The 26688-nt window shown below is 61.4% G+C and carries 20 protein-coding genes and 4 tRNA genes; 21 read left to right on the top strand and 3 right to left on the bottom strand.

Annotation, left to right across the window (positions count from 1 at the left end; genetic code table 11):
- Position 1: 1 nt before the first annotated feature.
- The 3 genes from ttcA to ACP7EY_RS16230 are packed head-to-tail and all read right to left on the bottom strand — an operon-like array spanning position 2 to position 2113.
- A complete protein-coding gene (ttcA, locus tag ACP7EY_RS16240; RefSeq protein ID WP_426195370.1) occupies positions 2-916 on the bottom strand; it encodes a tRNA 2-thiocytidine(32) synthetase TtcA in 915 nt (304 codons plus the stop codon).
- Positions 913-1308: a dihydroneopterin aldolase gene (locus ACP7EY_RS16235; RefSeq protein WP_426195368.1), complete on the bottom strand. Its 396-nt coding sequence runs from the start codon at positions 1306-1308 to the stop codon at positions 913-915. The genes ttcA and ACP7EY_RS16235 overlap by 4 nt, the downstream gene beginning before the upstream one ends.
- 25 nt (positions 1309-1333) lie before the next feature.
- Positions 1334-2113, bottom strand: a complete 780-nt coding sequence (locus tag ACP7EY_RS16230; RefSeq protein ID WP_426195366.1) for an SDR family oxidoreductase — start codon at positions 2111-2113, stop codon at positions 1334-1336.
- 98 nt (positions 2114-2211) lie between these two features.
- Here ACP7EY_RS16230 and ACP7EY_RS16225 point away from each other — a divergent pair, with 98 nt between their 5' ends.
- From ACP7EY_RS16225 to ACP7EY_RS16125, 21 genes are all read left to right on the top strand, one after another.
- Positions 2212-3360 carry a class I SAM-dependent methyltransferase gene (locus tag ACP7EY_RS16225; RefSeq protein ID WP_426195364.1) on the top strand — a complete coding sequence of 383 codons (1149 nt, stop codon included), beginning with the start codon at positions 2212-2214 and terminating at the stop codon, positions 3358-3360.
- A 3-nt stretch (positions 3361-3363) separates the two neighbouring features.
- Positions 3364-4299 (top strand): J domain-containing protein, encoded by a 936-nt coding sequence (locus tag ACP7EY_RS16220; RefSeq protein ID WP_426195363.1) that lies wholly within the window; start codon positions 3364-3366, stop codon positions 4297-4299.
- Positions 4300-4413: 114 nt separating this feature from the next.
- Positions 4414-6027: a DUF3369 domain-containing protein gene (locus ACP7EY_RS16215; RefSeq protein WP_426195361.1), complete on the top strand. Its 1614-nt coding sequence runs from the start codon at positions 4414-4416 to the stop codon at positions 6025-6027.
- Positions 6028-6159: 132 nt separating this feature from the next.
- Positions 6160-7791, top strand: coding sequence for a response regulator (locus ACP7EY_RS16210; protein ID WP_426195359.1), 1632 nt, complete (start codon positions 6160-6162; stop codon positions 7789-7791).
- A 52-nt stretch (positions 7792-7843) separates the two neighbouring features.
- The gene (locus ACP7EY_RS16205) at positions 7844-9388 is read left to right on the top strand and encodes an HDOD domain-containing protein (RefSeq protein ID WP_426195357.1); all 1545 of its coding nucleotides are present in this window, start codon (positions 7844-7846) and stop codon (positions 9386-9388) included.
- A 215-nt stretch (positions 9389-9603) separates the two neighbouring features.
- Positions 9604-9688, top strand: a tRNA-Tyr gene (locus ACP7EY_RS16200).
- 53 nt (positions 9689-9741) lie between these two features.
- Positions 9742-9815: transfer RNA gene (locus tag ACP7EY_RS16195), tRNA-Gly, on the top strand.
- Between the two features lie 31 nt (positions 9816-9846).
- Positions 9847-9921: transfer RNA gene (locus tag ACP7EY_RS16190), tRNA-Thr, on the top strand.
- Between the two features lie 99 nt (positions 9922-10020).
- Positions 10021-11223 carry an elongation factor Tu gene (gene tuf / locus ACP7EY_RS16185; RefSeq protein WP_426191732.1) on the top strand — a complete coding sequence of 401 codons (1203 nt, stop codon included), beginning with the start codon at positions 10021-10023 and terminating at the stop codon, positions 11221-11223.
- Between the two features lie 132 nt (positions 11224-11355).
- Positions 11356-11431: transfer RNA gene (locus ACP7EY_RS16180), tRNA-Trp, on the top strand.
- Positions 11432-11462: 31 nt separating this feature from the next.
- Complete coding sequence (gene secE, locus ACP7EY_RS16175; protein ID WP_426195356.1) at positions 11463-11852, top strand: preprotein translocase subunit SecE; 390 nt, start codon at positions 11463-11465, stop codon at positions 11850-11852.
- Positions 11852-12472: a transcription termination/antitermination protein NusG gene (gene nusG / locus ACP7EY_RS16170; RefSeq protein ID WP_426195355.1), complete on the top strand. Its 621-nt coding sequence runs from the start codon at positions 11852-11854 to the stop codon at positions 12470-12472. The genes secE and nusG overlap by 1 nt, the downstream gene beginning before the upstream one ends.
- A 126-nt stretch (positions 12473-12598) precedes the next feature.
- Complete coding sequence (gene rplK, locus ACP7EY_RS16165) at positions 12599-13030, top strand: 50S ribosomal protein L11 (protein WP_099793763.1); 432 nt, start codon at positions 12599-12601, stop codon at positions 13028-13030.
- A 2-nt stretch (positions 13031-13032) separates the two neighbouring features.
- Positions 13033-13728, top strand: a complete 696-nt coding sequence (gene rplA, locus ACP7EY_RS16160; RefSeq protein ID WP_426195354.1) for a 50S ribosomal protein L1 — start codon at positions 13033-13035, stop codon at positions 13726-13728.
- A gap of 278 nt (positions 13729-14006) precedes the next feature.
- On the top strand, positions 14007-14546 hold the full coding sequence (gene rplJ / locus ACP7EY_RS16155) for a 50S ribosomal protein L10 (RefSeq protein ID WP_426195353.1): 540 nt from the start codon (positions 14007-14009) through the stop codon (positions 14544-14546).
- 58 nt (positions 14547-14604) lie between these two features.
- Positions 14605-14976, top strand: a complete 372-nt coding sequence (rplL, locus tag ACP7EY_RS16150; RefSeq protein ID WP_426195351.1) for a 50S ribosomal protein L7/L12 — start codon at positions 14605-14607, stop codon at positions 14974-14976.
- Between the two features lie 274 nt (positions 14977-15250).
- Positions 15251-19357, top strand: coding sequence for a DNA-directed RNA polymerase subunit beta (rpoB, locus tag ACP7EY_RS16145; protein WP_426195349.1), 4107 nt, complete (start codon positions 15251-15253; stop codon positions 19355-19357).
- A gap of 90 nt (positions 19358-19447) precedes the next feature.
- Entirely contained in the window at positions 19448-23689 is a 4242-nt protein-coding gene (gene rpoC / locus ACP7EY_RS16140) for a DNA-directed RNA polymerase subunit beta' (RefSeq protein WP_426195347.1), read from the top strand.
- A gap of 430 nt (positions 23690-24119) precedes the next feature.
- On the top strand, positions 24120-24998 hold the full coding sequence (locus tag ACP7EY_RS16135; RefSeq protein ID WP_426195345.1) for a delta-class carbonic anhydrase: 879 nt from the start codon (positions 24120-24122) through the stop codon (positions 24996-24998).
- A 381-nt stretch (positions 24999-25379) separates the two neighbouring features.
- A complete protein-coding gene (locus ACP7EY_RS16130; RefSeq protein WP_426195561.1) occupies positions 25380-26366 on the top strand; it encodes an IS1595 family transposase in 987 nt (328 codons plus the stop codon).
- A 134-nt stretch (positions 26367-26500) separates the two neighbouring features.
- The coding region (locus ACP7EY_RS16125; protein WP_426195343.1) for a hypothetical protein at positions 26501-26688 on the top strand (188 nt) is incomplete at its 3' end.

The raw sequence follows: 26688 nt of genomic DNA, 5'->3' as shown, positions 1-26688 counted from the left end.
TTTACAGCGGGCGCAGGGTGATGGTGTTGAACGGGGCCGTCGGCGTCGAGCATGGCTCCTCGTCGAAGGCGATGTCGCCCAGCGGATTGGCGAGGCCGTCGGTTTTCAGGTCGGTAAAGCCGAACAGGTTCTTGTCCATCAGGTGCGAGGGCACCACCGTCGACAGCGACGAAAAAATGCTTTCGACACGGCCCGGGTACTTTTGTTCCCACTCGCGCATCAAGCCCTTGATCTGTTTTCGCTGCAGGTTTTCCTGCGAGCCGCACAGGTCGCACGGGATGATGGGAAACTGTTTGACTTCCGCATATCGCGTCGAGTCCGCTTCTTTCACGTAGGCGAGCGGGCGGATCACCATGTGCTTGCCATCGTCGGAGACGAGCTTGGCCGGCATGCCTTTGAGTTTGCCGCCAAAAAACATATTCAGGAAGAAGGTTTCGAGGATGTCGTCGCGGTGGTGGCCCAGGGCGATCTTGTTGCAGCCGAGTTCGTCGGCAACGCGGTACAGGATGCCGCGGCGCAGGCGCGAGCACAGCGAGCAGGTGGTCTTGCCTTCCGGGATCAGGCGCTTGACGATGCTGTAGGTGTCCTGGTTTTCGATGTGGTACGGCACCCCCAGCTTTTCCAGGTAGGCGGGCAGTATATCGGCGGGAAAATTCGGCTGCTTTTGATCGAGGTTGACGGCGATCAGGTCAAAATGGATGGGCGCCCGCTCGCGCAGGGTCAGCAGGATGTCCAGCAGGGCGTAGCTGTCCTTGCCGCCGGACAGGCACACCATCACCTTGTCGCCCTCTTCGATCATGTTGAAGTCGCCGATCGCCTGGCCCACCAGGCGGCACAGTCGCTTGTGCAGCTTGTTGTTCTCGTAGGCGATCTTGTCCGCCTTGGCTTCCGACACGTCCGGCATCACCGCGCTCATGCTGCGTCCTTGATCTTGAAAACTTCCACGCCCACGCCTTCGCAGTCGGGATACACATCGGGCTTCATGCTCGAGATGCACACGGCGCGCACACGCGGATGGGCCAGCAGGGCGTCGGCGAGGTCGTCGACCAGGGTTTCCTGCAGGTGCACATGGCCCTGCGCCATGCGCTGCGTGACCGTCTCGCGCATGAAATCGTAGTCGACCACTTCGTCGAGCAGGTCCTGGTTCGGGGTCGACAGGGCCAGCGGGATGAACAGGTCGACATTGATCAGCACGCGCTGCTCGCCGTGCTTTTCAAAATCGTGCACGCCGATGTTGATCATGATTTCGTAATTGCGCAGGAACAGACGGCGGCAATCGGCCAGCTTGGGGTGGAGGAGGGCGGACAATGGGAACCTTTAATGAACAGATACTTTATTTGGTGAGAAACATCACGTCGCGTGTCAGCGGCACCAGGTGCTGGCCGCCATCGACGAGCACGGTGGTGCCGGTGACGGCGCGCGCGCCCGCCAGGTAGCAGACGGCGTCGGCGATGTCGTCGGGGGTGCTCGAGCGGCCCAGCGGCGTGGCCTGGTGGGCGCGTGCGAAACTGGCCGCGCTTTGCTCGCCCGACACCATGGTGATGCCGGGCGAGACGCCCACCACCCGCACGCTGGGCGCCAGCGCCTGCGCCAGCATGATGGTGGCCGTTTGCAACGCCGCTTTCGACAGCGTGTAGGACAGGTAATCGGGATTGAGGTTACTGAGTTTTTGGTCGAGCAGGTTGATCACCACCGCCGCGCCATCGGCCGCGGTGGCCCCGTGCAGCGCCTGCGCCAGCAGGATCGGCGCGGCGACATTGGCTTGCATGTGGGTGGCCAGCAGCGCAGGCGAAAAATCGGCCGCGTTGTCGTACTCGAACAGGGAGGCGTTGTTGACGACGCAGGTGACGGCGCCCAGCGCGGCGATCGCCCGCGGCAACAGGGCGCGCACGGCGGCCTCGTCGCCCAGGTCGGCCTCGAGCAGCGCCACCCGGCGGCCCAGCGCGCGCACCAGCGCCGCCGTCTCGGCCGCCTCGGTGGCCGAGCTGCGGTAGTGCAGGGCGATGTCCCAGCCGGCCCGCGCCAGGCCCAGCGCGATGGCGCGGCCAATGCGGCGGCCGGCCCCGGTGACGAGGGCGGTTTTGACGTGCGGTAATGGAGGGGATGCGCTCATGAGCAATTATGCGGAATCGTGCATAAAATAATTAAGGTCGATGCAGCGAAAATGCTGCATAAATTGTTGCTTGCGGCCATTGTCGCTACAATGGCCGGATGTCCTTGCCTGAACCCGCCCCCGACGCGCTGGCCGCGTCCCACGCCCTGCTGCAGCTGATCGCCGACGACATTGCGCGAGCCGGCGGCGCCGTGCCGTTCGCCCGCTTCATGGAACTGGCCCTGTACACGCCCCGCCTCGGCTACTACAGCGGCGGCTCGGCCAAGCTGGGCGCGGCGGGCGATTTTACAACGGCGCCGGAGTTGACTGCCCTGTTCGGCGCCACCATCGCCCGGGTCGCTGCCGCTATTATCGCCCAAAGCGCGCCGGCCATCCTCGAATTCGGCGCCGGCACGGGCAAACTGGCGCACGACGTGCTGCGCAGCCTGGCCGAGGCGGGCATCGAGGTCGAGCATTATTTCATCGTCGAATTGTCGGGCGAATTGCGCCAGCGCCAGCAGCAGGCGCTGGCCGCCTTTCCCCAGGTGCGCTGGCTCGACGCCCTGCCCGAACGCTTCAGCGGGGTGGTGCTGGCCAATGAAGTGCTCGATGCCATGCCCGTCGAACTGGTCAGCAAGAGCGCCGACGGCTGGCAGCAGGTCACCGTCACCATCGAAGACGGCCGGCTGGCCTGGGGCCGGCAGGCGCCGGACGCCGCGCTGGCCGCGCAGATCGCCCGCCAGGTGGTCGACGCCGACAGCCTCGACATCGGCTACCTGACCGAGGTGCACCCGCTGGCGGTGGGCTTCATGGAGGCGCTCGCGCGCATGCTGGGCGACGGCCCCGGCGCGGCCTTGCTGTTCGACTACGGCTTTCCCGCCCACGAATATTATGTCGACGATCGCACCGGCGGCACCCTGATGTGCCACTACCGCCACCATGCCCACACCGACCCGTTTTATCTGCCCGGCCTGCAGGACATCACCGCCCACGTCGATTTCACGGCGATGGCGCTGGCGGCGCAGGACAGTGGCCTCGACGTGCTCGCCTTCATGACGCAGGCGGGCTTCCTGATCGGCGGCGGCATCGGCGAATTGCTCCTGCGCACCGATCCGCAGGATGCCGCGCGCTACCTGCCGCAGGCGAGCGCCGTGCAAAAGCTGGTCTCGCCCGCCGAGATGGGCGAATTGTTCAAAGTGCTGGTGGTGGGCAAGGGCGTCGCTCTGCCGCCCGCCATCGTCGCCGCCGACCGCAGCCACCGTCTGTAGGTCATGGCGAAGATCCACACCCACTACGACAACCTGAAAGTGGCGCGGATGGCGCCCCCGGAAGTCATCCGTGGGGCGTACAAGGCGCTCAGTCAGAAATACCACCCGGACAAGAACCCCGGCGACGACAAGGCCGCGCGCATCATGGCCATCGTCAACACCGCCTACGGCATCCTCGCCGATCCCCAGCGCCGCAGGGAGCACGACGAATGGATCGCCGCCGAGGAGTGGGAAATCGCCTGGCTCGAAAGCGCCACCGACGACGGCGCCAAGGGCGGCGCGGCCGGCTTCGCCGCGCCGGGGCACGGCGCGCCGGCCAATGCCCCGCGGCGCGCCCTGTGGCGCCATCCGGGCCTGTGGCTGGCCCTGCTGGCCACCTTCGCCATTGGCGGCGCCGTCGGCGCGCTGGCGTTGTCGTCCTTGCCCGAATTGCGCATGGCGGCGGCGCCCCTGCTGCCGGCCGTGCCCGCGCCGGCCAGCGCGCCCGCGGCGGCGGCGGCCACGCCCGACGAGCTCGCCGCCAGCCGCGCCGGCGCCATCGCCGCGCGCGCGCCGACCCTGCAAACCCTGGCCGTGACGGAACTGCTGGTGCCGGCCCGGGGCGCCGACTGCAGCACCGAACTGCGCAGCGCGCAGGCGCCCAACGGCGCGCCGTGGCCCGACAGCAGCGGCTACATCGACGGCTACGCGGTGGCCAACCAGGGCATGCAGATGCGGGTCGAAGTCGACAACGGCGCCAATGACGCCCCCGTGTTCGTCCGCCTGATCGACCTCGAGCAGGGCGCCAGCGTGCGCCATGCCTACGTATTGGCCCACGAAGCGCTCACCATCGACAAGCTCGTGGCCGGGCGCTACGAAGTGCGTTACCAGAATGTCGACCCGGGCGGCGTGCGCGGGACCTGCGCGCAAGGGGCCAAAGCGCCCGTGGCGGCGCCCTGAGCGCGATTGCGCTGGACGCTGTTGATTGTTTAGTGATAATTTGAGAATGCAAACTGCGTAGCTGCGCCCCCTCCCGGCGGCGGCCATCAACGGCGCCGTCCTGTGAGGACTCAGATGAGCAAGGCCATGGACAACGACGACGATGACGACGACTGGCTGATCGACGACGATGCGCTGTCCCCGCAGGCCGGCGCCACCGGCGGCGAACGCCCTTGGCGCGTGCTGATCGTCGACGACGACCCCGACGTCCACGCCGTCACCCGGCTGGCCTTGCGCAATGTCAGTTTCAAGGGCCGCGACATGGAACTGTTGTCGGCCCACAGCGGCGCCGAAGGCTACCAGATGCTGCGCGAGACCGCCGATATCGCCCTGGTGCTGCTCGACGTCGTCATGGAAACGGAAGACGCCGGCCTGGTGCTGGTGCGCCGCATCCGCGAAGAGCTGGGCAACCACACGGTACGGGTGGTGCTGCGCACGGGCCAGCCGGGCCAGGCGCCGGAACAGCGCGTCATCATCGATTACGACATCAACGACTACAAGGCCAAGACGGAGCTGACCACCCAGCGCCTGTTCACCGCCGTCATCGCCGCCCTGCGCGCCTACGAAAGCCTGACCATGCTCGAGCGCAGCCGCGCCGGGCTGGCCACCATCCTCGCCGGCGCCAACAACCTCTACCACGCCGGCTCGCTGCGCGAATTCGCCTCGGGCGTGCTGGCCCAGGTCAGCGCCGTGCTGGGCATCGGCGCCGACGGCATGCTGTGCGTGCTGGCCGTGCATGGTCAGGAGCCGGCGGTGCTGGCCGCCACCGGTGCGTGGGCCGGCCTGGCCGCCGACGGCACGCTGCCGCCCGATCACCCGCTGCGCGCCGCGTTCGCCCGCGCGCTGGCCGAGGACGTCAGCCACAGCAGCGCTCTGGGCACGGTCATGCCGATCCATACGCTGCAGCAGCAGCGGGTCGGCATTGCCGTCTGCCCGCCGCTGACGGTGGTCGATATCGAGCGCGAACTGCTCGAGCTGTACTGCCAGCGCATCGCCGCCGCCTTCGACAACCAGTACCTGTTCGACCAGGTGCAAAAGACCGAAGCGGCCACCGTCGCCCTGCTGGCGCAGGCGGCCGAATGCCGCTGCCCGGGCGCGGCGCGGCACGCCGAGCGGGTGCGCAGCCTGAGCGTGCGCATTGCCGAACGCATGCGCGAGCGCCAGGTCGACGACCCCGACCTGACGCCCCAACTGGTCGCCACGATCGGCCTGGCCAGCATGCTGCACGACGTTGGCATGGTCGAGGCCTGCAACGGCTGGTCGGCCCAGGCCGTCTACAGCGCCGACCAGCACGCCGCCATGCAGCGCCATTGCGCCATCGGCGCCGCCATGCTCGAGCGCGCCGCCGCCACCGTGAGCGGCACCAGCTACCTGAGCTTCGGCGCCCGCGTGGCCGCCCATCACCACGAGCGCTACGACGGCAGCGGCTACCCGCAGGGCCTGCGCGGGCGCGCCATTCCCCTGTGCGCGCGCATCGTCGCCGCCGCCGACACGCTCGACGCCATGCTCAGCGAACGGGCCTGGCAGCACCGCTGGAGCTGTCACGCCGCGCTCGCGTACTTCGGCCAGCAGGCCGGCATCCTGTTCGATCCCCAGGTGGTGGCGGCCCTGCTGGACGTGGTCGGCCCCGATTGCGGCGGGCTCGACGAGCCGCTTGTCGCCAGCGCACATCAACTGTTGCCCGATTGATTGCGAGAAACGGGCCTGATCGCTGTCAACCCCATGGTTTATCAATTTTCTTCCGCATGCCGTTATATACTTACGTGACGACAAGAGCCGGTGGCCGATGCCTGAACCGGACACGACTGGAAAAAACATTGCATGAATGACCTCGACGGACTGTCCGCGCTGATTATCGAGCCGCACACGGGCATGCGCGCCAACATCCACAGCATGTTGGGCATGTGCGGCATCACCCGCATCGAGCACGCCGGCAGCGCCAACAACGCGGTCAAGCATTTAAGCCTGAAACACTACGACCTGGTGCTGTGCGAGTACGACCTCGAAGGGGGCCAGGACGGCCAGCAGCTGCTGGAAGATTTGCGTCACCACAAGCTCATTTCCCTCTCGACCATGTTCTTCATGGTCACCGCCGAAGGCAATTACAGCAAGGTCGTCAGCGCCGCCGAGCTCGCGCCCACCGACTACATCCTCAAGCCGTTCACGGCCGACCGCCTGCTCGAGCGCATCGCCCGCGCGCTCGACCGCCGCGTCGCCCTGATGCCGGTCTACCAGTTCATGGAAGCGGGCGCCCAGCGCGAGGCGATCGTCGCCTGCATCGATGGCATCCGCGCCCATCCCCGGTACACCATCGACTTCCTGCGCCTGCGCGCCGAGTTGCACATGTTCCTGGGCGAGCCCGCCGAGGCCGAGCCCATCTACATCCAACTGTTCGAGTCGAAAGCCATCGCCTGGGCCCGGCTGGGCCTGGCAAAAACCCTGTTCATGCGCGAACGCTACGACGAGGCCGAGAGCATCCTGCAGTCGCTCGTCGAGTCCAACAGCAAGTTCGTCGATGCCTACGACTGGCTGGCCAAGACCCACGCCGCCGCGGGCGCCCTCGACAAGGCCCAGGCGGTGCTGGCGGCCGGGGTGGCGGTGTCGCCGCACGCGGTGCGGCGCCTGCGCAAACTGGGCGAAATCGCGCTCGAGACGGGCGACACGGAGGCGGCCGAAAAAGTCATGAAACAGGTCGTCAGCAAGGCCAAGTATTCCGAATTTCGCGACCCCGAAGACCATTTGAAGCTGGTGCAGACGCTGGTGGCGAAGGGCGACCCGGTGCAGGCCGCTGCCGTCATCCGCGACCTCGACAAATCGATGGGTGGCCAGAAAAACACCGTCGTGTGCAGCGCCATCGCCTCGGCCATGGTGCACGAATACACGGGCAACGAAACGCGCCTGGCCGAGTCGCTGGGGGCGGCGGTGGCGGCCGCGCGCGACGCCACCACCTTGTCCCCCGAGACCAAGATGGAACTGGCGCGCAATTGCCTGCAAAATAATATGGACGCGGGCGCCACCGAGGTGATGGGCGACGTCATGCGCAATGCCACCAACAACACCGCCATGGCCAAGGCGATGGCGGTGTTCGAAAAAGCCGGCCGGCCCGAACTGGCCGCCACGGTGGCCCAGCACAGCCGCCAGGTGGTGATCGACATGGTGGCCGCCGGCGCCCAGAAGGCCAAGGATGGCGATTACCGGGGCGCCGTCGACCTGATGGAAGAGGCCGTGACGAAGATGCCGGAAAACCCCCAGGTGGCCTTCAATGCCGCCGTCGCGGTGCTCAAATGCCTCGAACACACGGGCTGGGACAGCACGCTGGGGCACCGGGCGCTGCTGCTGATCGGCAGCGTGCGGCGGCTCGATCCCGTCAATCCGAAATTGCCGACCCTGGCTGGCTTGCACCAGCAGATTTTAAAAAAATACAACAAATCGGTGGGCAACAAGCGATTGTAGGCGAGCTTGTCCGCGCCCGTCCGCCCCAGCACCCTGAACGAAAGCCTGATCCATGCCAGTCGCCCCTTCCGCCTCCCAGCACGCCGCTGACACCCGCCGTGTGCGCGCCTCGCTGTTGCAGAAAGTGTGCGGCGAAGACGATATGTTTGCCCTTGGCACCTCGATCGCGCGCGTGGTGCAGATGGCCTCGTCGGAGGACCAGGGAACGCACGACCTGGCCTATTACGTGCTGTCGGACGTCGCCCTGACCCAGCGGATTTTGCGCCTGTCCAACACCGCCACCTACCGCACCGCCTCCGGCACCATGGTCACCACCATCTCGCGCGCCATTTCGCTGCTGGGCTTTGACAACGTCAAGAGCACGGCGCTGGGGCTGCTGCTGGTCGATGCGCTGTCGAACAATGCCCATGCGCAAAGCGTGCGGGTGGAGCTGGAAAACGCCCTGTGCGCCAGCCTGGTGGGGCGTGAAATGGCGCGCCACAGTTCCTACAGCGGCGCCGAGGAAGCCTCGATCACGGCCCTGTTCAAGAACCTGGGCCCCTTGCTGGTGGCCTCGCACGAGCACGCGCGCTATCGCGAGATCCAGGTGCTGTTCGGCAGCGGCAAGCACAGCCTGGGGCAAGCGTCGCAGATGATTCTCGGCTGCAGCTACGACGCCTTGTCGGAAGCGGTGATGGCCGAATGGAAAATTCCCGAGCAGATCGTGCGCTCGCTGGGCCCCGTGCCGGCCGGCGTACAGAAAGTCCCTGGCAGCCGCGCCGAATGGATGAAGCTGGTGGCGTCCTTCAGTGCCGAAGTGGCCCAGTTACTGGGGCGCAGCGCCAATCCCGCCGGCACTCCCGACGGGCGCGCCTTGCTGGCCCGTTACGGCGTTGCCCTGAACATCGACGCCGAGCGCATGGAAGACATGTTCAATGTCGTCCAGGACGAGATGGGCAGCCTGTTGCAGAGCATGAACCTGCAGCAGCGCCCCAAGGTGGACGAACCTGTCGATGCGAGTGGCTTGCCGAACGTGCTGTTGCTGGCGACGATGGACGCGGGCGAGGCGGCCGAGGAGATGTTTTATCCCAGTGGCAAACCGTACAACGCCCGCGAATTGCTGCTGGCGGGGGTGCAGGACGTGACGCAGATGCGCGCCCTCGGTGACGCCAAGCTCAACGACGTGATCCTGGCCGTGCTGGAAACCTTGTACAGCAGCATGGGGTTTCGGTTTGCCACCGTGTGCCTGAAAGACCCGCGCAGCGGCCAGTTCCGCGCCCGCGTCGCTTTCGGTGACGACAAGCAGGCGCGCCAGGCGGGCTTCGTGTTTCCCGCCACGGGCCCGCGCGACCTGTTTTATTTGTCGATGGACAACGACGCCGACCTGATGATTGCCGACGCCACCGGTGCCAAGCTGCGCGATCTGCTGCCCATGTGGCATCGCAATCTGCTGCCGGACGCGCGCAGCTTCATCGTGCTGCCGCTGGTGCTGGGGCGGGTGCAGCTGGGGCTGTTTTACGCCGACCGCATCGAGCTGGCGCCGGAAGGGGTGCCGCCGGACGAAATCTCGCTGATCAAGGCCTTGAAGCAGCAGGTGCTCAACGCGCTGACGCCGTGAACGCCCTGAGCGCGGGCTCAGCGCGGGCCGATCGGGCCCCCCGCAAAAAAATTTGTCGACAATGTTTCTGATGCCCTTGCAAGAATGGGAAAGCAGCGGTTACAATCACGCCCCGAAGCGAGACGGTTGTCAACGGCGCGTTGTAGAAGCGGAAAGCATCCCGCGAATGCTGTTGACACGGATCAGTACTTGCTTCATACTCTGCGGTTCCTCGCGGAGGGGTGGCCGAGTGGTTAAAGGCGACAGACTGTAAATCTGTTCTCTATGAGTACGCTGGTTCGAATCCAGCCCCCTCCACCAAGATTTTGCTTGGAAGTTGTAGCGGTAAGTGAATGAAACGGATGCAAAACCTCGCGGGTGTAGCTCAATGGTAGAGCAGAAGCCTTCCAAGCTTACGACGAGGGTTCGATTCCCTTCACCCGCTCCAGGCTTTCATCGCAATGCATGTAGTACAAAAAGCCCTTGTAGCTCAGTGGTAGAGCACTCCCTTGGTAAGGGAGAGGCCACGTGTTCGATCCACGTCAAGGGCACCAGAATTCAGTACCCGCAAGTCGCAGCACATTCAATCGACAAGTCAGGCCGGGCGTCACATGATGCCCCTGGTAATTTCTCAAAATCGTTAGGAGTCTAAAATGGCAAAAGGTAAATTCGAACGGACCAAGCCGCACGTCAACGTCGGCACCATCGGTCACGTTGATCACGGCAAGACGACCCTGACGGCAGCGATCGCTACCGTTCTGTCGAAGAAATTCGGCGGCGAAGCAAAAGCATACGACCAGATCGATGCAGCACCAGAAGAAAAAGCGCGCGGCATCACCATCAACACCGCCCACGTCGAGTACGAGACCGCCGCACGTCACTATGCGCACGTCGACTGCCCAGGCCACGCCGATTACATCAAAAACATGATCACCGGTGCTGCCCAGATGGACGGCGCGATCCTGGTATGCTCGGCCGCTGACGGCCCGATGCCACAGACCCGCGAGCACATCCTGCTGGCCCGTCAAGTTGGCGTTCCTTACATCATCGTGTTCCTGAACAAGTGCGACCTCGTCGATGACGAAGAGCTGCTGGAACTGGTTGAAATGGAAGTGCGTGAGTTGCTGTCGAAGTATGAATTCCCAGGCGACGACCTGCCAATCATCAAGGGTTCGGCACGTATGGCCCTCGAAGGCGACACCGGCCCGATGGGCGAACAGGCCATCATGCAATTGGCTGATGCCCTCGACACCTACATCCCTGAGCCAGAGCGCGCAGTCGATGGCGCCTTCCTGATGCCTGTGGAAGACGTGTTCTCGATCTCCGGTCGCGGCACCGTTGTTACCGGTCGTATCGAGCGCGGCATCATCAAGGTCGGCGAAGAGATCGAAATCGTCGGCATCAAAGATACCGTCAAAACCACCTGCACCGGCGTGGAAATGTTCCGCAAGCTGCTGGACCAGGGCATGGCTGGCGACAACGTCGGTCTGCTGCTGCGCGGCACCAAGCGTGAAGACGTCGAGCGCGGTCAAGTGTTGGCCAAGCCAAACTCGATCAAGCCGCACAACCATTTCACCGGTGAGATCTACGTCCTGTCGAAAGACGAAGGCGGCCGTCACACCCCGTTCTTCAACAACTATCGTCCTCAGTTCTACTTCCGTACCACGGACGTGACCGGTTCGATCGAGTTGCCAGCGGACAAAGAAATGGTCATGCCAGGCGATAACGTGTCGATCACCGTCAAGCTGATCAACCCGATCGCCATGGAAGAAGGCCTGCGCTTCGCTATCCGTGAAGGCGGTCGTACCGTCGGCGCCGGCGTCGTTGCAAAAATTCTGAGCGAAGCCAGCAAGTAATTCGCAAGAATCGGTACCGGGCGCACGCCCGGTACCTTTTCGGTCGGCATTGGCCGGTCGAAAGGGAAGTCGGTGATTTGCCAGCACGTTCGCGTGATGGTACAATCGCAGATTCCACTGTAGCTTTACCGTAGGGACGTAGCTCAATTGGCAGAGCGTCGGTCTCCAAAACCGAAGGTTGGGGGTTCGATGCCCTCCGTCCCTGCCACCGATCTGGTGCCAGGCACCGAAAGTTAAAAATGTCTAATCAATCCGTGCAAACCGTCAGCACGTCGAACGACAAGTTCAAGGTAGCGCTGGCAGTAGTTGCCATGATTGCAGGCGTCGTCGGGTTCTTTTACCTGAAGGGCCAAAATAAACCAGCTTTGATGTGCGCTGCCGCACTCGTGGCTGGTTTGGTCGTTGCGATAGCGCTTTTGTGGGCTTCGACAACCGGCCGCGATTTCCTGAATTTTGCCAAGGAAGCCGTTCGCGAGACGAAAAAAGTAGTGTGGCCGACCCGCAAGGAAGCCATGCAAATCACCGGCATCGTGTTTGCCTTTGTGCTGGTGATGGCGATGTTCCTGTGGGGCACGGATAAGATTTTGGAATTTCTGTTGTACGACGTGATCCTGGGTTGGAAACAATAATGAGCGAAAATGTGCAAGATGATGTGAGCGGCCTCCCCGAGGGCGAGTCGGCACAGGAGGCAGCTGCACCGCTGAGCGTTCCAGTCAACAACAAGCGTTGGTATGTCGTCCACGCGTACTCCGGCATGGAAAAGAGCGTCATGCGCGCCCTGACCGAGCGCGTCGAGCGCGCTGGCATGCAAGACCAGTTCGGCCAGATCCTGGTGCCGGTCGAAGAAGTCGTCGAAGTCAAAAACGGTGTCAAATCCGTCAGCGAGCGTCGCTTCTTCCCCGGCTACGTGCTGGTCGAAATGGAAATGACGGACGAAACCTGGCACCTGGTGAAAAACACCAGCAAGGTCACCGGTTTCATCGGCGGCAAGTCGAACAAGCCGACCCCGATTCCTGCCCGCGAGATCGACAAGATCATGCAGCAGATGCAAGAGGGTGTCGAGAAGCCGCGGCCGAAGGTGCTCTACGAAGTGGGCGAGCAAGTGCGTATCAAGGATGGTCCGTTCACCGATTTCAACGGCAATGTCGAAGAAGTCAATTACGAGAAATCCAAGGTGCGTGTCTCGGTCACCATTTTCGGGCGTGCCACCCCGGTCGAACTCGAGTTCGGCCAGGTCGAGAAGGTCTAAGACCGACCAATTACGACCGTTTCAGCCGGCACGGTGCGGACCGCAAGGTCCGCAAAAGCTGGTACAGAGGAGCCCTGCCAATGATTGTCCGGCGGGGCGCTACTACTCATACTGATAGGAGCCATCATGGCAAAGAAAATCATTGGTTTTATCAAGCTGCAAGTGCCAGCTGGTAAAGCAAACCCATCCCCACCGATTGGCCCAGCACTGGGTCAGCGCGGTCTGAACATCATGGAATTCTGCAAGGCGTTCAACGCCCAGACCCAGGGTGTCGAGCCAGGCATGCCAATCCCCGTCGTGATCACTGCGTTCGCCGACAAGTCGTTCACGTTCGTCATGAAGACGCCTCCTGCGACCTATCTGATCAAGAAAGCCGCCGGCATCACCAAAGGTTCGCCGAAGCCACATACCGACAAAGTCGGTTCGCTGACCCGCGCCCAAGCTGAAGAAATCGCAAAAACGAAACAGCCCGATCTGACCGCCGCCGACATGGATGCCGCAGTGCGCATCATCGCCGGTTCGGCCCGTTCGATGGGTATCACGGTAGAGGGCATCTAATCATGGCTAAAATTTCCAAGCGCGTTAAAGCAATCAAAGCCAAAGTCGACCGTAACAAGTCGTACGCCTTTGACAATGCCGTTTCCCTGATCAAGGAATTCGCCACCGCCAAGTTCAACGAGTCGATCGACGTCTCGGTGCAGCTCGGTGTGGATCCGAAGAAATCGGACCAGGTCGTCCGCGGTTCCGTCGTGCTGCCAGCTGGCACCGGCAAGACCGTGCGCGTGGCTGTCTTCGCCACCGGCGAAAAAGCCGAGCAGGCCAAAGCGGCCGGCGCCGACATCGTCGGTATGGAAGATCTGGCCGAGATGGTCAAGGCTGGTAACATGCCTTTCGACATCGTCATCGCCTCGCCAGACACCATGCGTATCGTCGGTACCCTCGGTCAGATCCTGGGCCCACGCGGCCTGATGCCTAACCCGAAGGTCGGCACCGTCACCCCTGACGTCGCCACCGCGGTGAAAAACGCCAAAGCCGGTCAGGTCCAGTACCGTACCGACAAAGCCGGTATCATCCACGCCACCATTGGCCGCAAGTCGTTCAGCGATGCCGATCTGAAGAGCAACCTGGTTGCCCTGATCGAAGCGCTGAACAAAGCCAAGCCAGCGACCTCGAAAGGCGTGTACCTGCGCAAGGTCGCACTGTCGTCGACGATGGGCGCCGGCGTTCGCGTCGACCAGGGTTCGCTGTCGGCGTAATTGCCGCGCTGTAAAGAATCAAGTCCCGTGGCGCAAGCCGTGGGCATATCTTTGGGATGGTCGGTGGAGCCTGCTCTGCCGGCCAGACAATCAAAGACCGTTGGGCCGAAGCCGCAGTCAGGTGGAGGTTAAAAGAGCTGACCCAACGCAGATGGTGCACCCGAGCAAGTTTAGTAGTCCGCTGCGTGAATTCATTTACTCTTTGGTCTTCTTAACTTCGGACGCCGTGTTCGAACCGATGCAAGGCATTTGCCGCGCATCATTTAAGGAGGTTGACCGTGGGTCTCAATCTGAATGACAAAAAGGCCGTCGTCGCTGAAGTTTCCGCAAAAGTAGCATCTGCGCAAACGATCGTCGTGGCCGAATATCGTGGCATCCAGGTTGGTCACTTGACGCAACTTCGTGCCAAAGCGCGTGCCCAGGGTGTGTACCTGCGTGTTCTGAAGAACACGCTGGCTCGCAAATCCGTTGAGGGTACGCAGTTTGCCTCGCTCGCCGATGCAATGGTTGGTCCGTTGATCTACTCGATCTCGGAAGATGCCGTCGCAGCTGCGAAGGTGATCGCTGAATTTGCCAAAGGCAATGACAAGCTGGTCATCAAAGCGGGTAACTATGCCGGTAAAGCGCTCGATAAAGACGCTGTTACCGCGCTGGCAAGCATTCCTAGCCGTGAAGTTCTCATTGCGCAGTTGTTGGGCGTAATGCTGGCTCCGGTGTCGGGCTTTGCACGTGGTCTGGCTGCCCTGGCAGCGAAAAAAGGCGAAGGCGCCGCTCCTGCAGAAGAAGCAGCAGTGGAAGAAGCCCCGGCAGCTGCATAAGCAGTTGCTGTCTTTTTTCTCAAGTAATCAATCTATTCAAAACAATTAGGAGTTTCAAATGGCAATCAGCAAAGACGACATCCTGGCAGCAGTGAGCGAAATGTCCGTAATGGACCTGAACGAACTGGTCAAAGCTTTCGAAGAAAAATTCGGCGTCTCCGCCGCAGCAATGTCGGCTCCAGCAGCCGGCGGCGCCGCTGCAGCAGCAGTCGAAGAGCAGACCGAATTCAACCTGATCCTGTCGGATTTCGGCGCGAACAAAGTCAGCGTCATTAAAGCTGTCCGCGAAATCACCGGTCTGGGCTTGAAAGAAGCCAAAGATCTGGTCGACGGCGCACCGAAGACGGTCAAAGAAGCAATTTCGAAAGCAGACGCAGAAGCCGGCAAGAAAAAGCTGGAAGATGCAGGCGCCAAAGCCGAAATCAAGTAATTGGTGTAAACTGTCGTACTGGGCGCTTGGTAGCGCCGGAGTCAAAGCTAGCGGATTCCCCTCGAGAGAGGGGAAAACGGGCTTTGGCTCTTTTGTCGTCCCTGTTTCATAAGTAAACAGCACGTTTTTGGGCCGCCCGCGGGCAGTCCGGCATGTGCCAGCAATGATCTACCTTCTTTTCATCTGACGAAAGTTCGAGACTTGAGGCCTTTCCAACGCCCCGCGCCGCTGGAAAATCCTGAATTCTCATCCTTTAGTCACTCACGGAGTGTCCATGCACTACTCATTTACTGAGAAGAAACGCATTCGCAAATCATTCGCGAAGCGCGCCAACGTTCACAACGTTCCCTTCCTTCTGGCTACCCAGCTTGAATCCTACGAGAACTTCTTGCAAGCCGACACCATCCCGTCGACCCGCAAGAATGATGGCCTGCAGTCGGCTTTCACCTCGATTTTCCCGATCGTGTCGCACAATGGTTTTGCGCGTCTCGAGTTCCTGTCGTATGTCCTGGGCGATCCTGCCTTTGACGTCAAGGAATGCCAACAGCGTGGTCTGACGTTCGCGTCGCCCTTGCGTGCGAAAGTGCGCCTGGTGATCCTGGACAAGGAATCGCCGACCAAACCGGTCGTCAAGGAAATGAAGGAACAGGAAGTTTACATGGGCGAATTGCCGCTCATGACGACCACCGGTTCGTTCGTCATCAACGGCACCGAGCGCGTTATCGTGTCTCAGTTGCACCGTTCGCCTGGTGTGTTCTTTGAACACGACCGCGGCAAGACCCACTCGTCGGGCAAACTGCTGTTCTCGGCGCGTATCATCCCTTACCGTGGCTCGTGGCTGGACTTCGAGTTTGACCCGAAAGACATCCTGTTCTTCCGCGTCGACCGCCGCCGCAAAATGCCCGTGACGATCCTGCTCAAAGCAATCGGCATGTCGCACGAGCAGATCCTGGCCAATTTCTTCGTCTTCGACAATTTCAAGCTGCGCTCGGAAGGCGCGGAAATGGAATTCGTCGCCGAGCGCCTGCGCGGCGAAGTGGCCCGTTTCGACATCGTCGACAAAGAAGGCAAGGCGCTCGTCCTGAAGGACAAGCGTATCAACAGCAAGCACGTGCGCGATATCGAAGCGGCTGGCATCAAGCACATCTCCGTGCCTGAAGACTACCTGCTCGGCCGCGTGCTGGCGAAAAACATCGTCGATCCGGAGACCGGCGAGATCGTAGCGTCCGCCAACGATGAGCTGACCGAAGAAGTGCTGGGCAAACTGCGGGACGCTGACATCAGCGACATCCAGACCCTGTACACCAACGATCTCGACCAGGGTGGCTACATCTCGCAAACCCTGCGCATCGACGACACCGCCGACCAGATGGCCGCCAAGGTCGCCATCTATCGCATGATGCGTCCTGGCGAGCCACCAACGGAAGACTCCGTCGAAGCGCTGTTCAACGGCCTGTTCTACAGCCCAGAACGCTACGACCTGTCGGCCGTGGGCCGCATGAAGTTCAACCGCCGTATCGGCCGTGACGAACTGACGGGCGCGATGACCTTGTCGAACGACGACGTCCTGGCCGTGATCAAGATCTTGGTGGAACTGCGCAATGGCCGCGGCGAAGTCGACGATATCGATCACCTGGGTAACCGTCGCGTGCGTTGCGTGGGCGAGCTGGCGGAGAACCAATTCCGCGCCGGCCTGGTGCGCGTTGAGCGCGCCGTCAAGGAACGCCTCGGCCAGGCCGAAGCGGACAACCTGATGCCGCACGACCTGATCAACAGCAAGCCGATTTCGGCCGCGATCCGCGAATTCTTCGGCTCCTCGCAGCTGTCGCAGTTTATGGATCAGACCAATCCGCTGTCGGAAATCACCCACAAACGCCGTGTTTCGGCGCTGGGCCCTGGCGGTTTGACCCGCGAGCGCGCCGGCTTCGAAGTGCGCGACGTGCACCCGACCCACTACGGCCGCGTGTGCCCGATCGAAACGCCTGAGGGACCGAACATTGGTCTGATCAACTCGCTGGCACTGTTTGCCCGTCTGAACGAATACGGCTTCCTGGAAACGCCGTACCGCAAGGTCGAGAACAGCATGGTCACCGACAAGATCGATTACCTGTCGGCCATCGAAGAGGGCCGTTACATCATCGCCCAGGCCAATGCCACGATTTCCTCCGAGGGCACGCTCTCCGATGAACTGGTGTCGGCCCGTGAAGCCGGTGAAACGATTCTCGTCTCGCCAGAGCGCATCCAGTACATGGACGTCGCGCCTGGCCAGATCGTCTCGGTCGCCGCCTCCCTGATCCCGTTCCTCGAACACGATGATGCGAACCGCGCATTGATGGGTGCCAACATGCAGCGCCAGGCCGTTCCTTGCCTGCGCCCTGAAAAGGCGTTTGTCGGTACCGGTATCGAACGCACCGTGGCCGTCGACTCGGGCACCACCGTGCAAGCCTTGCGTGGCGGTGTCGTCGATTACATCGATGCAGGCCGCGTGGTCATTCGCGTCAACGACGACGAAGCGCAAGCGGGCGAAGTCGGTGTCGATATCTACAACCTGATCAAGTACACCCGTTCGAACCAGAACACCAACATCAACCAGCGTCCGATCGTGCAAGTGGGCGATCGCGTGGCCAAGCGCGACGTCATCGCTGACGGCGCCTCGACCGACCTGGGCGAACTGGCCCTGGGTCAGAACATGCTCGTGGCGTTTATGCCATGGAATGGTCTGAACTTCGAAGATTCGATCCTGATCTCGGAAAACGTCGTCAAGGACGACCGCTACACCTCGATTCACATCGAAGAGTTGTCGGTGGTCGCACGTGACACCAAGCTGGGCGCGGAAGAAATCACCCGCGACATCTCGAACCTGGCGGAAAATCAGCTGGCGCGTCTGGATGAATCGGGCATCGTCTACATCGGTGCTGAAGTGCAAGCGGGCGACACCCTGGTCGGTAAAGTCACGCCAAAAGGCGAGACCCAGCTGACCCCTGAGGAAAAGCTGCTGCGCGCCATCTTTGGCGAGAAGGCATCGGACGTCAAGGACACTTCGCTGCGCGTGCCATCGGGCATGATCGGCACCGTCATCGATGTGCAAGTGTTCACCCGCGAAGGCATCGTCCGCGACAAGCGCGCCCAGCAGATCATCGATGATGAGCTCAAGCGCTTCCGCCTGGACCTGAACGACCAGATGCGTATCGTCGAAGGCGATGCCTTCCAGCGTCTGGAAAAAATGCTGATCGGTAAAGTCGTCAATGGCGGCCCGAAAAAGCTGGCCAAGGGTGCCAAGATCGACAAGGAATACCTCGACGATCTGGACAAATACCACTGGTTCGACATCCGTCCTAGCGAAGACGACGCTGCCACCGCCCTCGAAGCGATCAAGGAATCGATCGCCGAGAAGCGTCACCAGTTCGATCTGGCCTTCGAAGAAAAGCGCAAGAAATTGACGCAAGGCGATGAACTGCAACCTGGCGTGCAGAAGATGGTCAAGGTCTACCTGGCCGTCAAGCGCCGCCTGCAGTCGGGCGACAAGATGGCAGGTCGTCACGGTAACAAAGGTGTGGTGTCACGCATTGTTCCTGTTGAAGACATGCCATTCATGGCCGACGGTACCCCCGCTGACGTGGTGCTCAACCCGCTGGGCGTGCCATCGCGGATGAACGTCGGTCAGATCCTGGAAACCCACTTGGGCTGGGCTGCCAAGGGCCTGGGCCTGCGCATCGGCGAGATGCTCAAATCGCAGCAGAAGGTCATCGAGGTGCGCAAGTTCCTCAATACCATCTACAACGAGACGGGCAAGACGGAAGATCTGGACAGCTTCAGCGACGACGAAATCATGTCGCTGGCGGGCAACCTGAAGAACGGCGTGCCATTTGCAACGCCTGTGTTCGACGGCGCGCACGAGTCCGAGATTCACCGCATGCTCGACCTGGCTTACCCTGACGCCATCGCCGCCAAGCTGGGCATGACGCCATCGAAGAACCAGGTGACGATGTATGACGGCCGCACCGGCGAAGCATTCGAGCGCAAGGTCACCGTTGGCTACATGCACATGCTCAAGCTGCATCACCTGGTCGACGACAAGATGCACGCCCGTTCCACCGGTCCGTACTCGCTCGTGACGCAGCAGCCACTGGGCGGTAAAGCCCAGTTCGGCGGCCAGCGCTTCGGTGAGATGGAGGTGTGGGCACTCGAGGCATACGGCGCATCGTATGTCCTGCAGGAAATGCTGACTGTGAAGTCGGACGACGTGAACGGCCGCACCAAGGTGTACGAGAACCTGGTCAAGGGCGATCACGTGATCGAAGCCGGTATGCCGGAATCGTTCAACGTGCTGGTGAAAGAAATCCGCTCGCTGGGTATCGACATCGACCTCGAGCGCAACTAAGACGGCCGCGGCGGGCGCCGCAGGGTGCCCGTCCCAAGTTGCTGTCGACGTTGAAATGCATTAGAAGTTTAATCACCTCTGGAGTGATACATGAAAGCACTGCTCGATCTATTCAAGCAAGTTCAAACGAATGAAACCTTCGACGCCATCAAGATTGGCCTGGCGTCGCCTGAAAAAATCCGTTCGTGGTCCTACGGCGAAGTCAAAAAGCCGGAAACCATCAATTACCGCACCTTCAAACCTGAGCGCGACGGCTTGTTCTGCGCCAAGATCTTTGGCCCGATCAAGGATTACGAGTGCCTGTGCGGCAAATACAAGCGCCTCAAGCACCGCGGCGTGATCTGCGAAAAGTGCGGCGTTGAAGTCACGCTGGCCAAGGTGCGTCGTGAGCGCATGGGTCACATCGAACTGGCGTCGCCAACCGCGCACATCTGGTTTCTGAAGTCGCTGCCGTCGCGCCTGGGCATGGTCCTGGACATGACGCTGCGGGACATCGAACGCGTGCTGTACTTCGAAGCGTACGTGGTCACCGATCCTGGCATGACGCCACTGAAAAAGTGCCAGATCATGTCGGAAGACGACTACGCCGCCAAGTACGAAGAGTACGGCGACGACTTCACCGCATTCATGGGCGCCGAAGGCATCCGTGAACTGCTGCGCTCGATCGACATCCACCGCGATGCCGAAGCCCTGCGCGTGGAGCTCAAAGAGTCGAAGTCGGAAGCAAAAATCAAGAAATACGCCAAGCGCCTGAAAGTGCTCGAGGCATTCCAGCGTTCGGGCATCAAGCCGGACTGGATGATCATGGAAGTGCTGCCGGTCTTGCCGCCGGAACTGCGCCCACTGGTCCCGCTGGACGGCGGCCGCTTTGCGACCTCCGACCTGAACGACCTGTATCGCCGCGTCATCAACCGTAACAATCGCCTGAAACGCCTGATGGAGCTGCGCGCTCCGGAAATCATCACGCGTAACGAAAAGCGGATGTTGCAAGAAGCGGTCGATTCGCTGCTGGACAACGGCCGTCGCGGTAAAGCGATGACCGGCGCCAACAAGCGTCCGCTTAAGTCGCTCGCTGAAATGATCAAGGGTAAAGGCGGCCGTTTCCGTCAGAACTTGCTCGGTAAGCGCGTCGATTACTCGGGTCGTTCCGTCATCGTCGTCGGTCCTCAGCTCAAACTGCACCAGTGCGGTCTGCCGAAACTGATGGCGCTGGAACTGTTCAAGCCATTCATCTTCAACAAGCTCGAACTGATGGGCCTGGCGACGACGATCAAGGCCGCCAAAAAGCTGGTCGAGATTCAAGAGCCGGTCGTCTGGGACATCCTGGAAGACGTGATCCGTGAACACCCGATCATGCTCAACCGTGCGCCTACGCTGCACCGCCTTGGTATTCAGGCGTTTGAGCCGGTCCTGATTGAAGGCAAGGCCATCCAGCTGCACCCACTCGTTTGCGCGGCCTTCAATGCCGACTTCGACGGTGACCAGATGGCGGTCCACGTCCCCCTGTCGATCGAAGCACAGATGGAAGCGCGCACGCTGATGCTGGCGTCGAACAACATCCTGTTCCCGTCGAACGGCGAGCCGTCGATCGTGCCGTCGCAGGATATCGTGCTGGGTCTGTACTACGCCACCCGCGAAGCAATCAATGCCAAGAACGAAGGCATGTTGTTCACGGACGTGTCGGAAGTGATCCGCGCCTACGACAACAAGGAAGTCGAGCTGACCACCCGCATCACCGTGCGGATCGTGGAAAACCCGAAAGATCTCGAGACCGAAGAATTCGTGCGCACCGTCACGCGTTACGAAACCACCGTCGGCCGCGCGATCCTGTCGGAAATTCTGCCGAAGGGTCTGCCTTTCAGCGTGCTCAACCGCGCCCTGAAAAAGAAAGAAATTTCCAAGCTGATCAACACGTCCTTCCGCAAGTGCGGTCTGCGTGCAACCGTCGTGTTCGCCGACAAGTTGATGCAGTCGGGCTTCCGCCTGGCAACGCGCGCTGGTATCTCGATTGCCGTGGACGACATGCTGGTGCCGCCACAAAAGGCCACCTTGATCGCTGCCGCCGAACAGGAAGTCAAACAGATCGAACAGCAGTATTCGTCCGGCCTGGTCACTTCCGGCGAGCGTTACAACAAGGTTGTCGACATCTGGGGCAAGACCTCCGATGAAGTGGGCAAGGCCATGATGGACCAGCTCAAAGTGGAAGACGTGATCCGCCGCGACGGTACCAAGTCGACCCAGGAATCGTTCAACGCCATTTATATGATGGCCGACTCGGGTGCGCGTGGTTCTGCCGCCCAGATTCGCCAGTTGGCCGGTATGCGGGGTCTGATGGCCAAGCCTGACGGTTCGATTATCGAAACGCCGATCACCGCGAACTTCCGCGAAGGTCTGAACGTGTTGCAGTACTTCATCTCGACGCACGGCGCCCGTAAGGGTCTGGCCGATACCGCGCTGAAGACGGCTAACTCGGGTTACCTGACCCGTCGTCTGGTCGACGTGACGCAGGATCTCGTGGTCATCGAAGATGATTGCGGCACCAGCAACGGCACCGTCATGAAGGCGCTGGTCGAAGGTGGTGAAGTTATCGAAGCGCTGCGCGACCGTATCCTCGGCCGTGTCAACGTGCATGACATCGTCAATCCTGAAACCCAGGAAACGCTGTACGAAGCGGGCACCCTGCTCGACGAAGACATGGTCGAAGAAGTCGAACGCCTGTCGATCGACGAAGTCAAGGTTCGCACGCCACTCACTTGCGACACGCGCTTCGGCCTGTGCGCCAAGTGCTATGGCCGCGACCTGGGCCGCGGCATGCTGGTCAACACTGGCGAAGCCGTCGGTGTGGTGGCAGCGCAGTCGATTGGTGAGCCGGGTACCCAGCTGACCATGCGTACGTTCCACATTGGTGGTGCGGCATCGCGTGCGGCAGTGGCATCGTCGGTGGAAGCGAAGTCGAACGGTACCATCCGTTTCACCGCGACCATGCGTTACGTTACCAATGGCAAGGGTTCGCAGATCGTCATTTCCCGTTCCGGCGAAGTGCTGATCACGGACGACCATGGCCGTGAGCGTGAGCGTCACAAGGTGCCGTACGGCGCCACCCTGATCGTCCGCGATGGCCTGGTCATCAAGGCCGGCACGGCGCTGGCAACCTGGGATCCGCTGACCCGTCCGATCATTACCGAGTACGCCGGTACCGTGCGCTTCGAGAACGTGGAAGAGGGCGTCACCGTTGCTCGCCAGGTCGACGAAGTCACCGGTCTGTCGACCCTGGTCGCGATCGATGCGAAACGTCGCGGTAGCCTGACCAAGACCCTGCGTCCACAGGTCAAACTGCTCAACGAGCAGAACGAAGAAGTCAAGATCGCCGGCACGGAACACAGTGTGGCGATCGGCTTCCAGGTCGGCGCGCTGATCATGGTCAAAGATGGTCAGTCGGTATCGGTCGGCGAAGTGCTGGCACGTATCCCAACCGAATCGCAAAAAACGCGCGACATTACCGGTGGTCTGCCACGGGTTGCCGAGCTGTTCGAAGCGCGTTCGCCGAAAGACGCCGGCATGCTGGCCGAAGTCACGGGTACCGTCGCCTTCGGTAAAGAGACCAAGGGCAAGCAACGTCTGGAAATCACGGACATGGACGGCAACAAGCACGAGTTCCTGATCACCAAGGACAAGCAAGTGCTGGTCCACGATGGTCAAGTGGTCAACAAGGGCGAGATGATCGTGGACGGCCCGGCCGATCCACAGGACATCCTGCGTTTGCTGGGTATCGAAGCGCTGGCCCGTTACATCGTCGACGAAGTGCAGGACGTGTACCGTCTGCAAGGCGTGAAGATCAACGACAAGCACATCGAAGTGATCGTGCGTCAGATGCTGCGCCGCGTGCAGATCGTGGAAGCGGGCGATGCGAATTACATCGTCGGCGAACAGGTCGAGCGTTCGGAACTGCTGGACGAAAACGACCGCGTCACTGCTGCCGGCAAGATCCCTGCAACGTATGAAAACGTGTTGCTGGGTATTACCAAGGCCTCGCTGTCGACCGACTCGTTTATCTCGGCTGCATCGTTCCAGGAGACCACGCGTGTCCTGACCGAAGCTGCGATCATGGGCAAGCGCGATGGTCTGCGCGGTCTGAAAGAGAACGTCATCGTCGGTCGTCTGATTCCTGGCGGTACCGGTCTGGCATTCCACCGCGCCAAGAAAGAGAAAGAAGCGTGGGAAGTGGAAGAGCGCGCTGCGTTGCTGCAACAAGAGAAGGCCAATATGGCTTCGGAGTTGCAGGCGATGGAAGACAGCAATGCTGCTGCGATTCACCAGGGTGACGAGGAGTAATCCTTTAGTCAACTCACCAAAAACGGCGCCTGAGGGCGCCGTTTTTTATTGTCCGATTCGAAGACTATTCAACTATCAACTTTTCGTCTACTGAAGATGGGAATCGGCCGGTTGGTAATGGCATTTTCGTTTGCCAATGCAATCCGACTAAGGCCGGGGAACAGGTCTGGCACATAGCAGCAGCTCGGCCGCGTCCGTTTCCCCCCCGGATGGTCGATAGCGCCGCCCCAGGCAGAAAGACCACGTGGCACCAGCACCGTCATTGCACGAACGACTCCGATCAATGATTTTTCGCAGCAATCCGGGCGACATCCGCCAAGACACCCATCGCAGCGGCTGACCGTCTAGTCACGCACTAGCTCGTTTGGAATCTGTGCGCGGGGCAACATTCAGTTACCCTCGGTGCATCCATAACAGCGAGAGATGCTCGATGAAGAACCATAAATTGGCATGGCTGGCGGCGACCGCCCTTGTCAGCGGGCATGCGCTGGCGAACGACCCGCCCGTGAACGGCGCGCATGCGCTCGCTGTCCAGAACGCCACACTGAGCAAGAATACAGAGGGCAAGGGTTTCGGCCCGCAAGCACCGCGCGACCTGGCGTCGAAGGCCGGCTTGAACAAGCGGGTGTTTGCCTTTGCGCCGGCTTACCAGGAAATGAATCTGTGTAATATCCACCTCCACAAGAACGCCGAGCACAAGGGCGGCGAATTCACTGCGCCCGCCGAGGCAGGCGGCCATGCGGCAGGCGGCCACGATGCGGACGGCCACGAGGCGCAAGCGGGCTTTCGTTACGCCAGGCCGCTCACCACGGCCGAGGCCCGGCCGCTCGCCGATGACGTGTGCAAGGGTGAACACGGCGGTTTGCAGGCAGGCGACACCATCGAACTGCACTATGTGCACAGTTCGGCAGATGTGGTGCCCGGCCCCACCCTGGGCGCCTGTCTGAGCGAATCGGACAGCAACCCACAGTTGCGCGTGGAGGCCCAGGTGTTCGTGCTGGTCAACGATGCCCGGGCGGCCGACTTCAAGGCCTACGTCAAAACAGGCGATGTGGGCGGCTACGCGCAGGCGCTGCATATCCCCAAAAACACGGGAACGCCGATCCGTTATGCCGGCTCCACCACCGGGCCGACCTACAACGAGAAGGGCTCGCCCCTGCAAGTATCGTGGAGCGTGCGCCCCAAGGTGTTAAAGGTGAACGCCGAATCGGTCGGCCAATGGTGCCAGGCCAATGTCTTCAAGGAAGACCACCCGCATCCGGCGCGCAATATCGTCGTCGATCCGCGGCTGCTGTCGCGGATCCGCTAGCAAGCGATTCTGGTACGCGGACATGCGCTGATCGCTACGGCCAGAATGCGACTTGACGGCATCGCTTGCCGACTTTTACGAGGCTGATGCCCTTGCCCCCACGGTACAGCAGCAAGCCACCAGGACGACGACGCGTGACTGCCTCGTCATGCAGATATCAACGGCACCCGGCAGAGAGCCCGGTGCCGTTTTTTATGGCGCTTTCACCGTTTGCTGTGGGTCGACCCCGAACCGATTTGAATTGCTGAGGTCAAACCTGCTCCACCAACGTGATGGGAGAGCAGCGTGGCACAAGGCAAGCAGGTCCGTCCGAATTTCACCCGTCTGTTCTCCCGGCTGCGCGCCTTTAATACGCACCAGAGGCTGGCCGTCTGCTGCTTTATGTCGGCGCTCGTCAACGGCGAGCGCATCGCCGCGCTGATCGACCAGATCGCCCGCGCGCGCAGCGCGTGTCCCCGCTGCGCATCGCGCCAGTTCGGCCGCCACGGCTTCGCCAACGGCCTGCAGCGCTATCGCTGCAGCGCCTGTGGAAAAACTTTTAAGGGTTTAACGGGCACGCCACTGGCGCGCCTGCGCCTCAAGGGCAAGTGGCTCGCGTATTGCGATTGCCTGCGCGACCCGGCCTGCACCGTCAAAAGCGCCGCCGAGAAAGTGCAGGTGCACGCCAATACCAGTTTTAGATGGCGCCACCGCTTCCTGCACTGGGTCAAGTTCGACCGACCCGCCACACTGCAAGGCATCACCGAGGCCGACAAGACGTTTTTGCTCGAATCGGAGAAGGGGAACCGGCAGGGTAAGAAGCAGAGCAAGCAGCAGAGTAATAAGCAGGAAACTGATCAGGACAAGGGGCCGAAAAAGGATCAGGAAAGCGGGCAGGAAAGTCAGCAGGAAAATACACCGTTGGGCAGAGCGCCCCGCAAGCGCGGCGGCGTCGCGTCGAAACGGGGCATATCCAGGCAACTGGTCAACATCGTGGTGGCGCGCGACCGGGGCGGCGCCACCATCGATTTTATTGCCGGGCGCGGCGCCCTCAAGGCCGACGCCTTGCACACCCACCTGCTACCGAAGTTACAGCGCGATGTGCTGCTCGTGAGCGACGCCAATGCGGCCTATAAAAAATTCGCGCGCGAGGCGGGCATCGACCATCAAAGCATCAACCTGCGCCAGGGCGTTCGTGTACGTGAAGCCATTCACATTCAAAACGTCAACGCTTATCACAGCCGCTTTAAACGGTGGCTCCATCACTTCAACGGCGTGGCCACGCGCTTTCTGGACAATTACCTGGGCTGGTGCTGGGCCATCGACCTGCGCCGCATCGGCAACGCCGAGCGCTTCCTCGCAGCGGCGCTCGGTCACTTCGGCGGTTGAGCTCGAAAGAAACTCAACAGCTAACGGTGAAAGCGCCTTTTTTATGGCGCTTTCACCGTTTGCTGTGGGTCGACCCCGAACCGATTTGAATTGCTGAGGTCAAACCTGCTCCACCAACGTGATGGGAGAGCAGCGTGGCACAAGGCAAGCAGGTCCGTCCGAATTTCACCCGTCTGTTCTCCCGGCTGCGCGCCTTTAATACGCACCAGAGGCTGGCCGTCTGCTGCTTTATGTCGGCGCTCGTCAACGGCGAGCGCATCGCCGCGCTGATCGACCAGATCGCCCGCGCGCGCAGCGCGTGTCCCCGCTGCGCATCGCGCCA

Source organism: Massilia sp. DWR3-1-1 (assembly GCF_049898325.1).
Lineage (GTDB): Bacteria > Pseudomonadota > Gammaproteobacteria > Burkholderiales > Burkholderiaceae_D > JAFCUW01.
The sequence above is the reverse complement of the archived record's forward strand: the minus strand, read 5'-3'. Positions and strand labels throughout refer to the sequence as shown.

What these genes read in the sequence shown, in the direction of transcription:
- ttcA (WP_426195370.1), bottom strand. Translation starts at nt 916, where the DNA reads ATGAGCGCGGTGATGCCGGACGTGTCGGAAGCCAAGGCGGACAAGATC.
- ACP7EY_RS16230 (WP_426195366.1), bottom strand. Translation starts at nt 2,113, where the DNA reads ATGAGCGCATCCCCTCCATTACCGCACGTCAAAACCGCCCTCGTCACC.
- ACP7EY_RS16225 (WP_426195364.1), top strand. Translation starts at nt 2,212, where the DNA reads ATGTCCTTGCCTGAACCCGCCCCCGACGCGCTGGCCGCGTCCCACGCC.
- ACP7EY_RS16220 (WP_426195363.1), top strand. Translation starts at nt 3,364, where the DNA reads ATGGCGAAGATCCACACCCACTACGACAACCTGAAAGTGGCGCGGATG.
- ACP7EY_RS16215 (WP_426195361.1), top strand. Translation starts at nt 4,414, where the DNA reads ATGAGCAAGGCCATGGACAACGACGACGATGACGACGACTGGCTGATC.
- ACP7EY_RS16210 (WP_426195359.1), top strand. Translation starts at nt 6,160, where the DNA reads ATGAATGACCTCGACGGACTGTCCGCGCTGATTATCGAGCCGCACACG.
- ACP7EY_RS16205 (WP_426195357.1), top strand. Translation starts at nt 7,844, where the DNA reads ATGCCAGTCGCCCCTTCCGCCTCCCAGCACGCCGCTGACACCCGCCGT.
- tuf (WP_426191732.1), top strand. Translation starts at nt 10,021, where the DNA reads ATGGCAAAAGGTAAATTCGAACGGACCAAGCCGCACGTCAACGTCGGC.
- secE (WP_426195356.1), top strand. Translation starts at nt 11,463, where the DNA reads ATGTCTAATCAATCCGTGCAAACCGTCAGCACGTCGAACGACAAGTTC.
- nusG (WP_426195355.1), top strand. Translation starts at nt 11,852, where the DNA reads ATGAGCGAAAATGTGCAAGATGATGTGAGCGGCCTCCCCGAGGGCGAG.
- rplK (WP_099793763.1), top strand. Translation starts at nt 12,599, where the DNA reads ATGGCAAAGAAAATCATTGGTTTTATCAAGCTGCAAGTGCCAGCTGGT.
- rplA (WP_426195354.1), top strand. Translation starts at nt 13,033, where the DNA reads ATGGCTAAAATTTCCAAGCGCGTTAAAGCAATCAAAGCCAAAGTCGAC.
- rplL (WP_426195351.1), top strand. Translation starts at nt 14,605, where the DNA reads ATGGCAATCAGCAAAGACGACATCCTGGCAGCAGTGAGCGAAATGTCC.
- rpoB (WP_426195349.1), top strand. Translation starts at nt 15,251, where the DNA reads ATGCACTACTCATTTACTGAGAAGAAACGCATTCGCAAATCATTCGCG.
- rpoC (WP_426195347.1), top strand. Translation starts at nt 19,448, where the DNA reads ATGAAAGCACTGCTCGATCTATTCAAGCAAGTTCAAACGAATGAAACC.
- ACP7EY_RS16135 (WP_426195345.1), top strand. Translation starts at nt 24,120, where the DNA reads ATGAAGAACCATAAATTGGCATGGCTGGCGGCGACCGCCCTTGTCAGC.
- ACP7EY_RS16130 (WP_426195561.1), top strand. Translation starts at nt 25,380, where the DNA reads ATGTCGGCGCTCGTCAACGGCGAGCGCATCGCCGCGCTGATCGACCAG.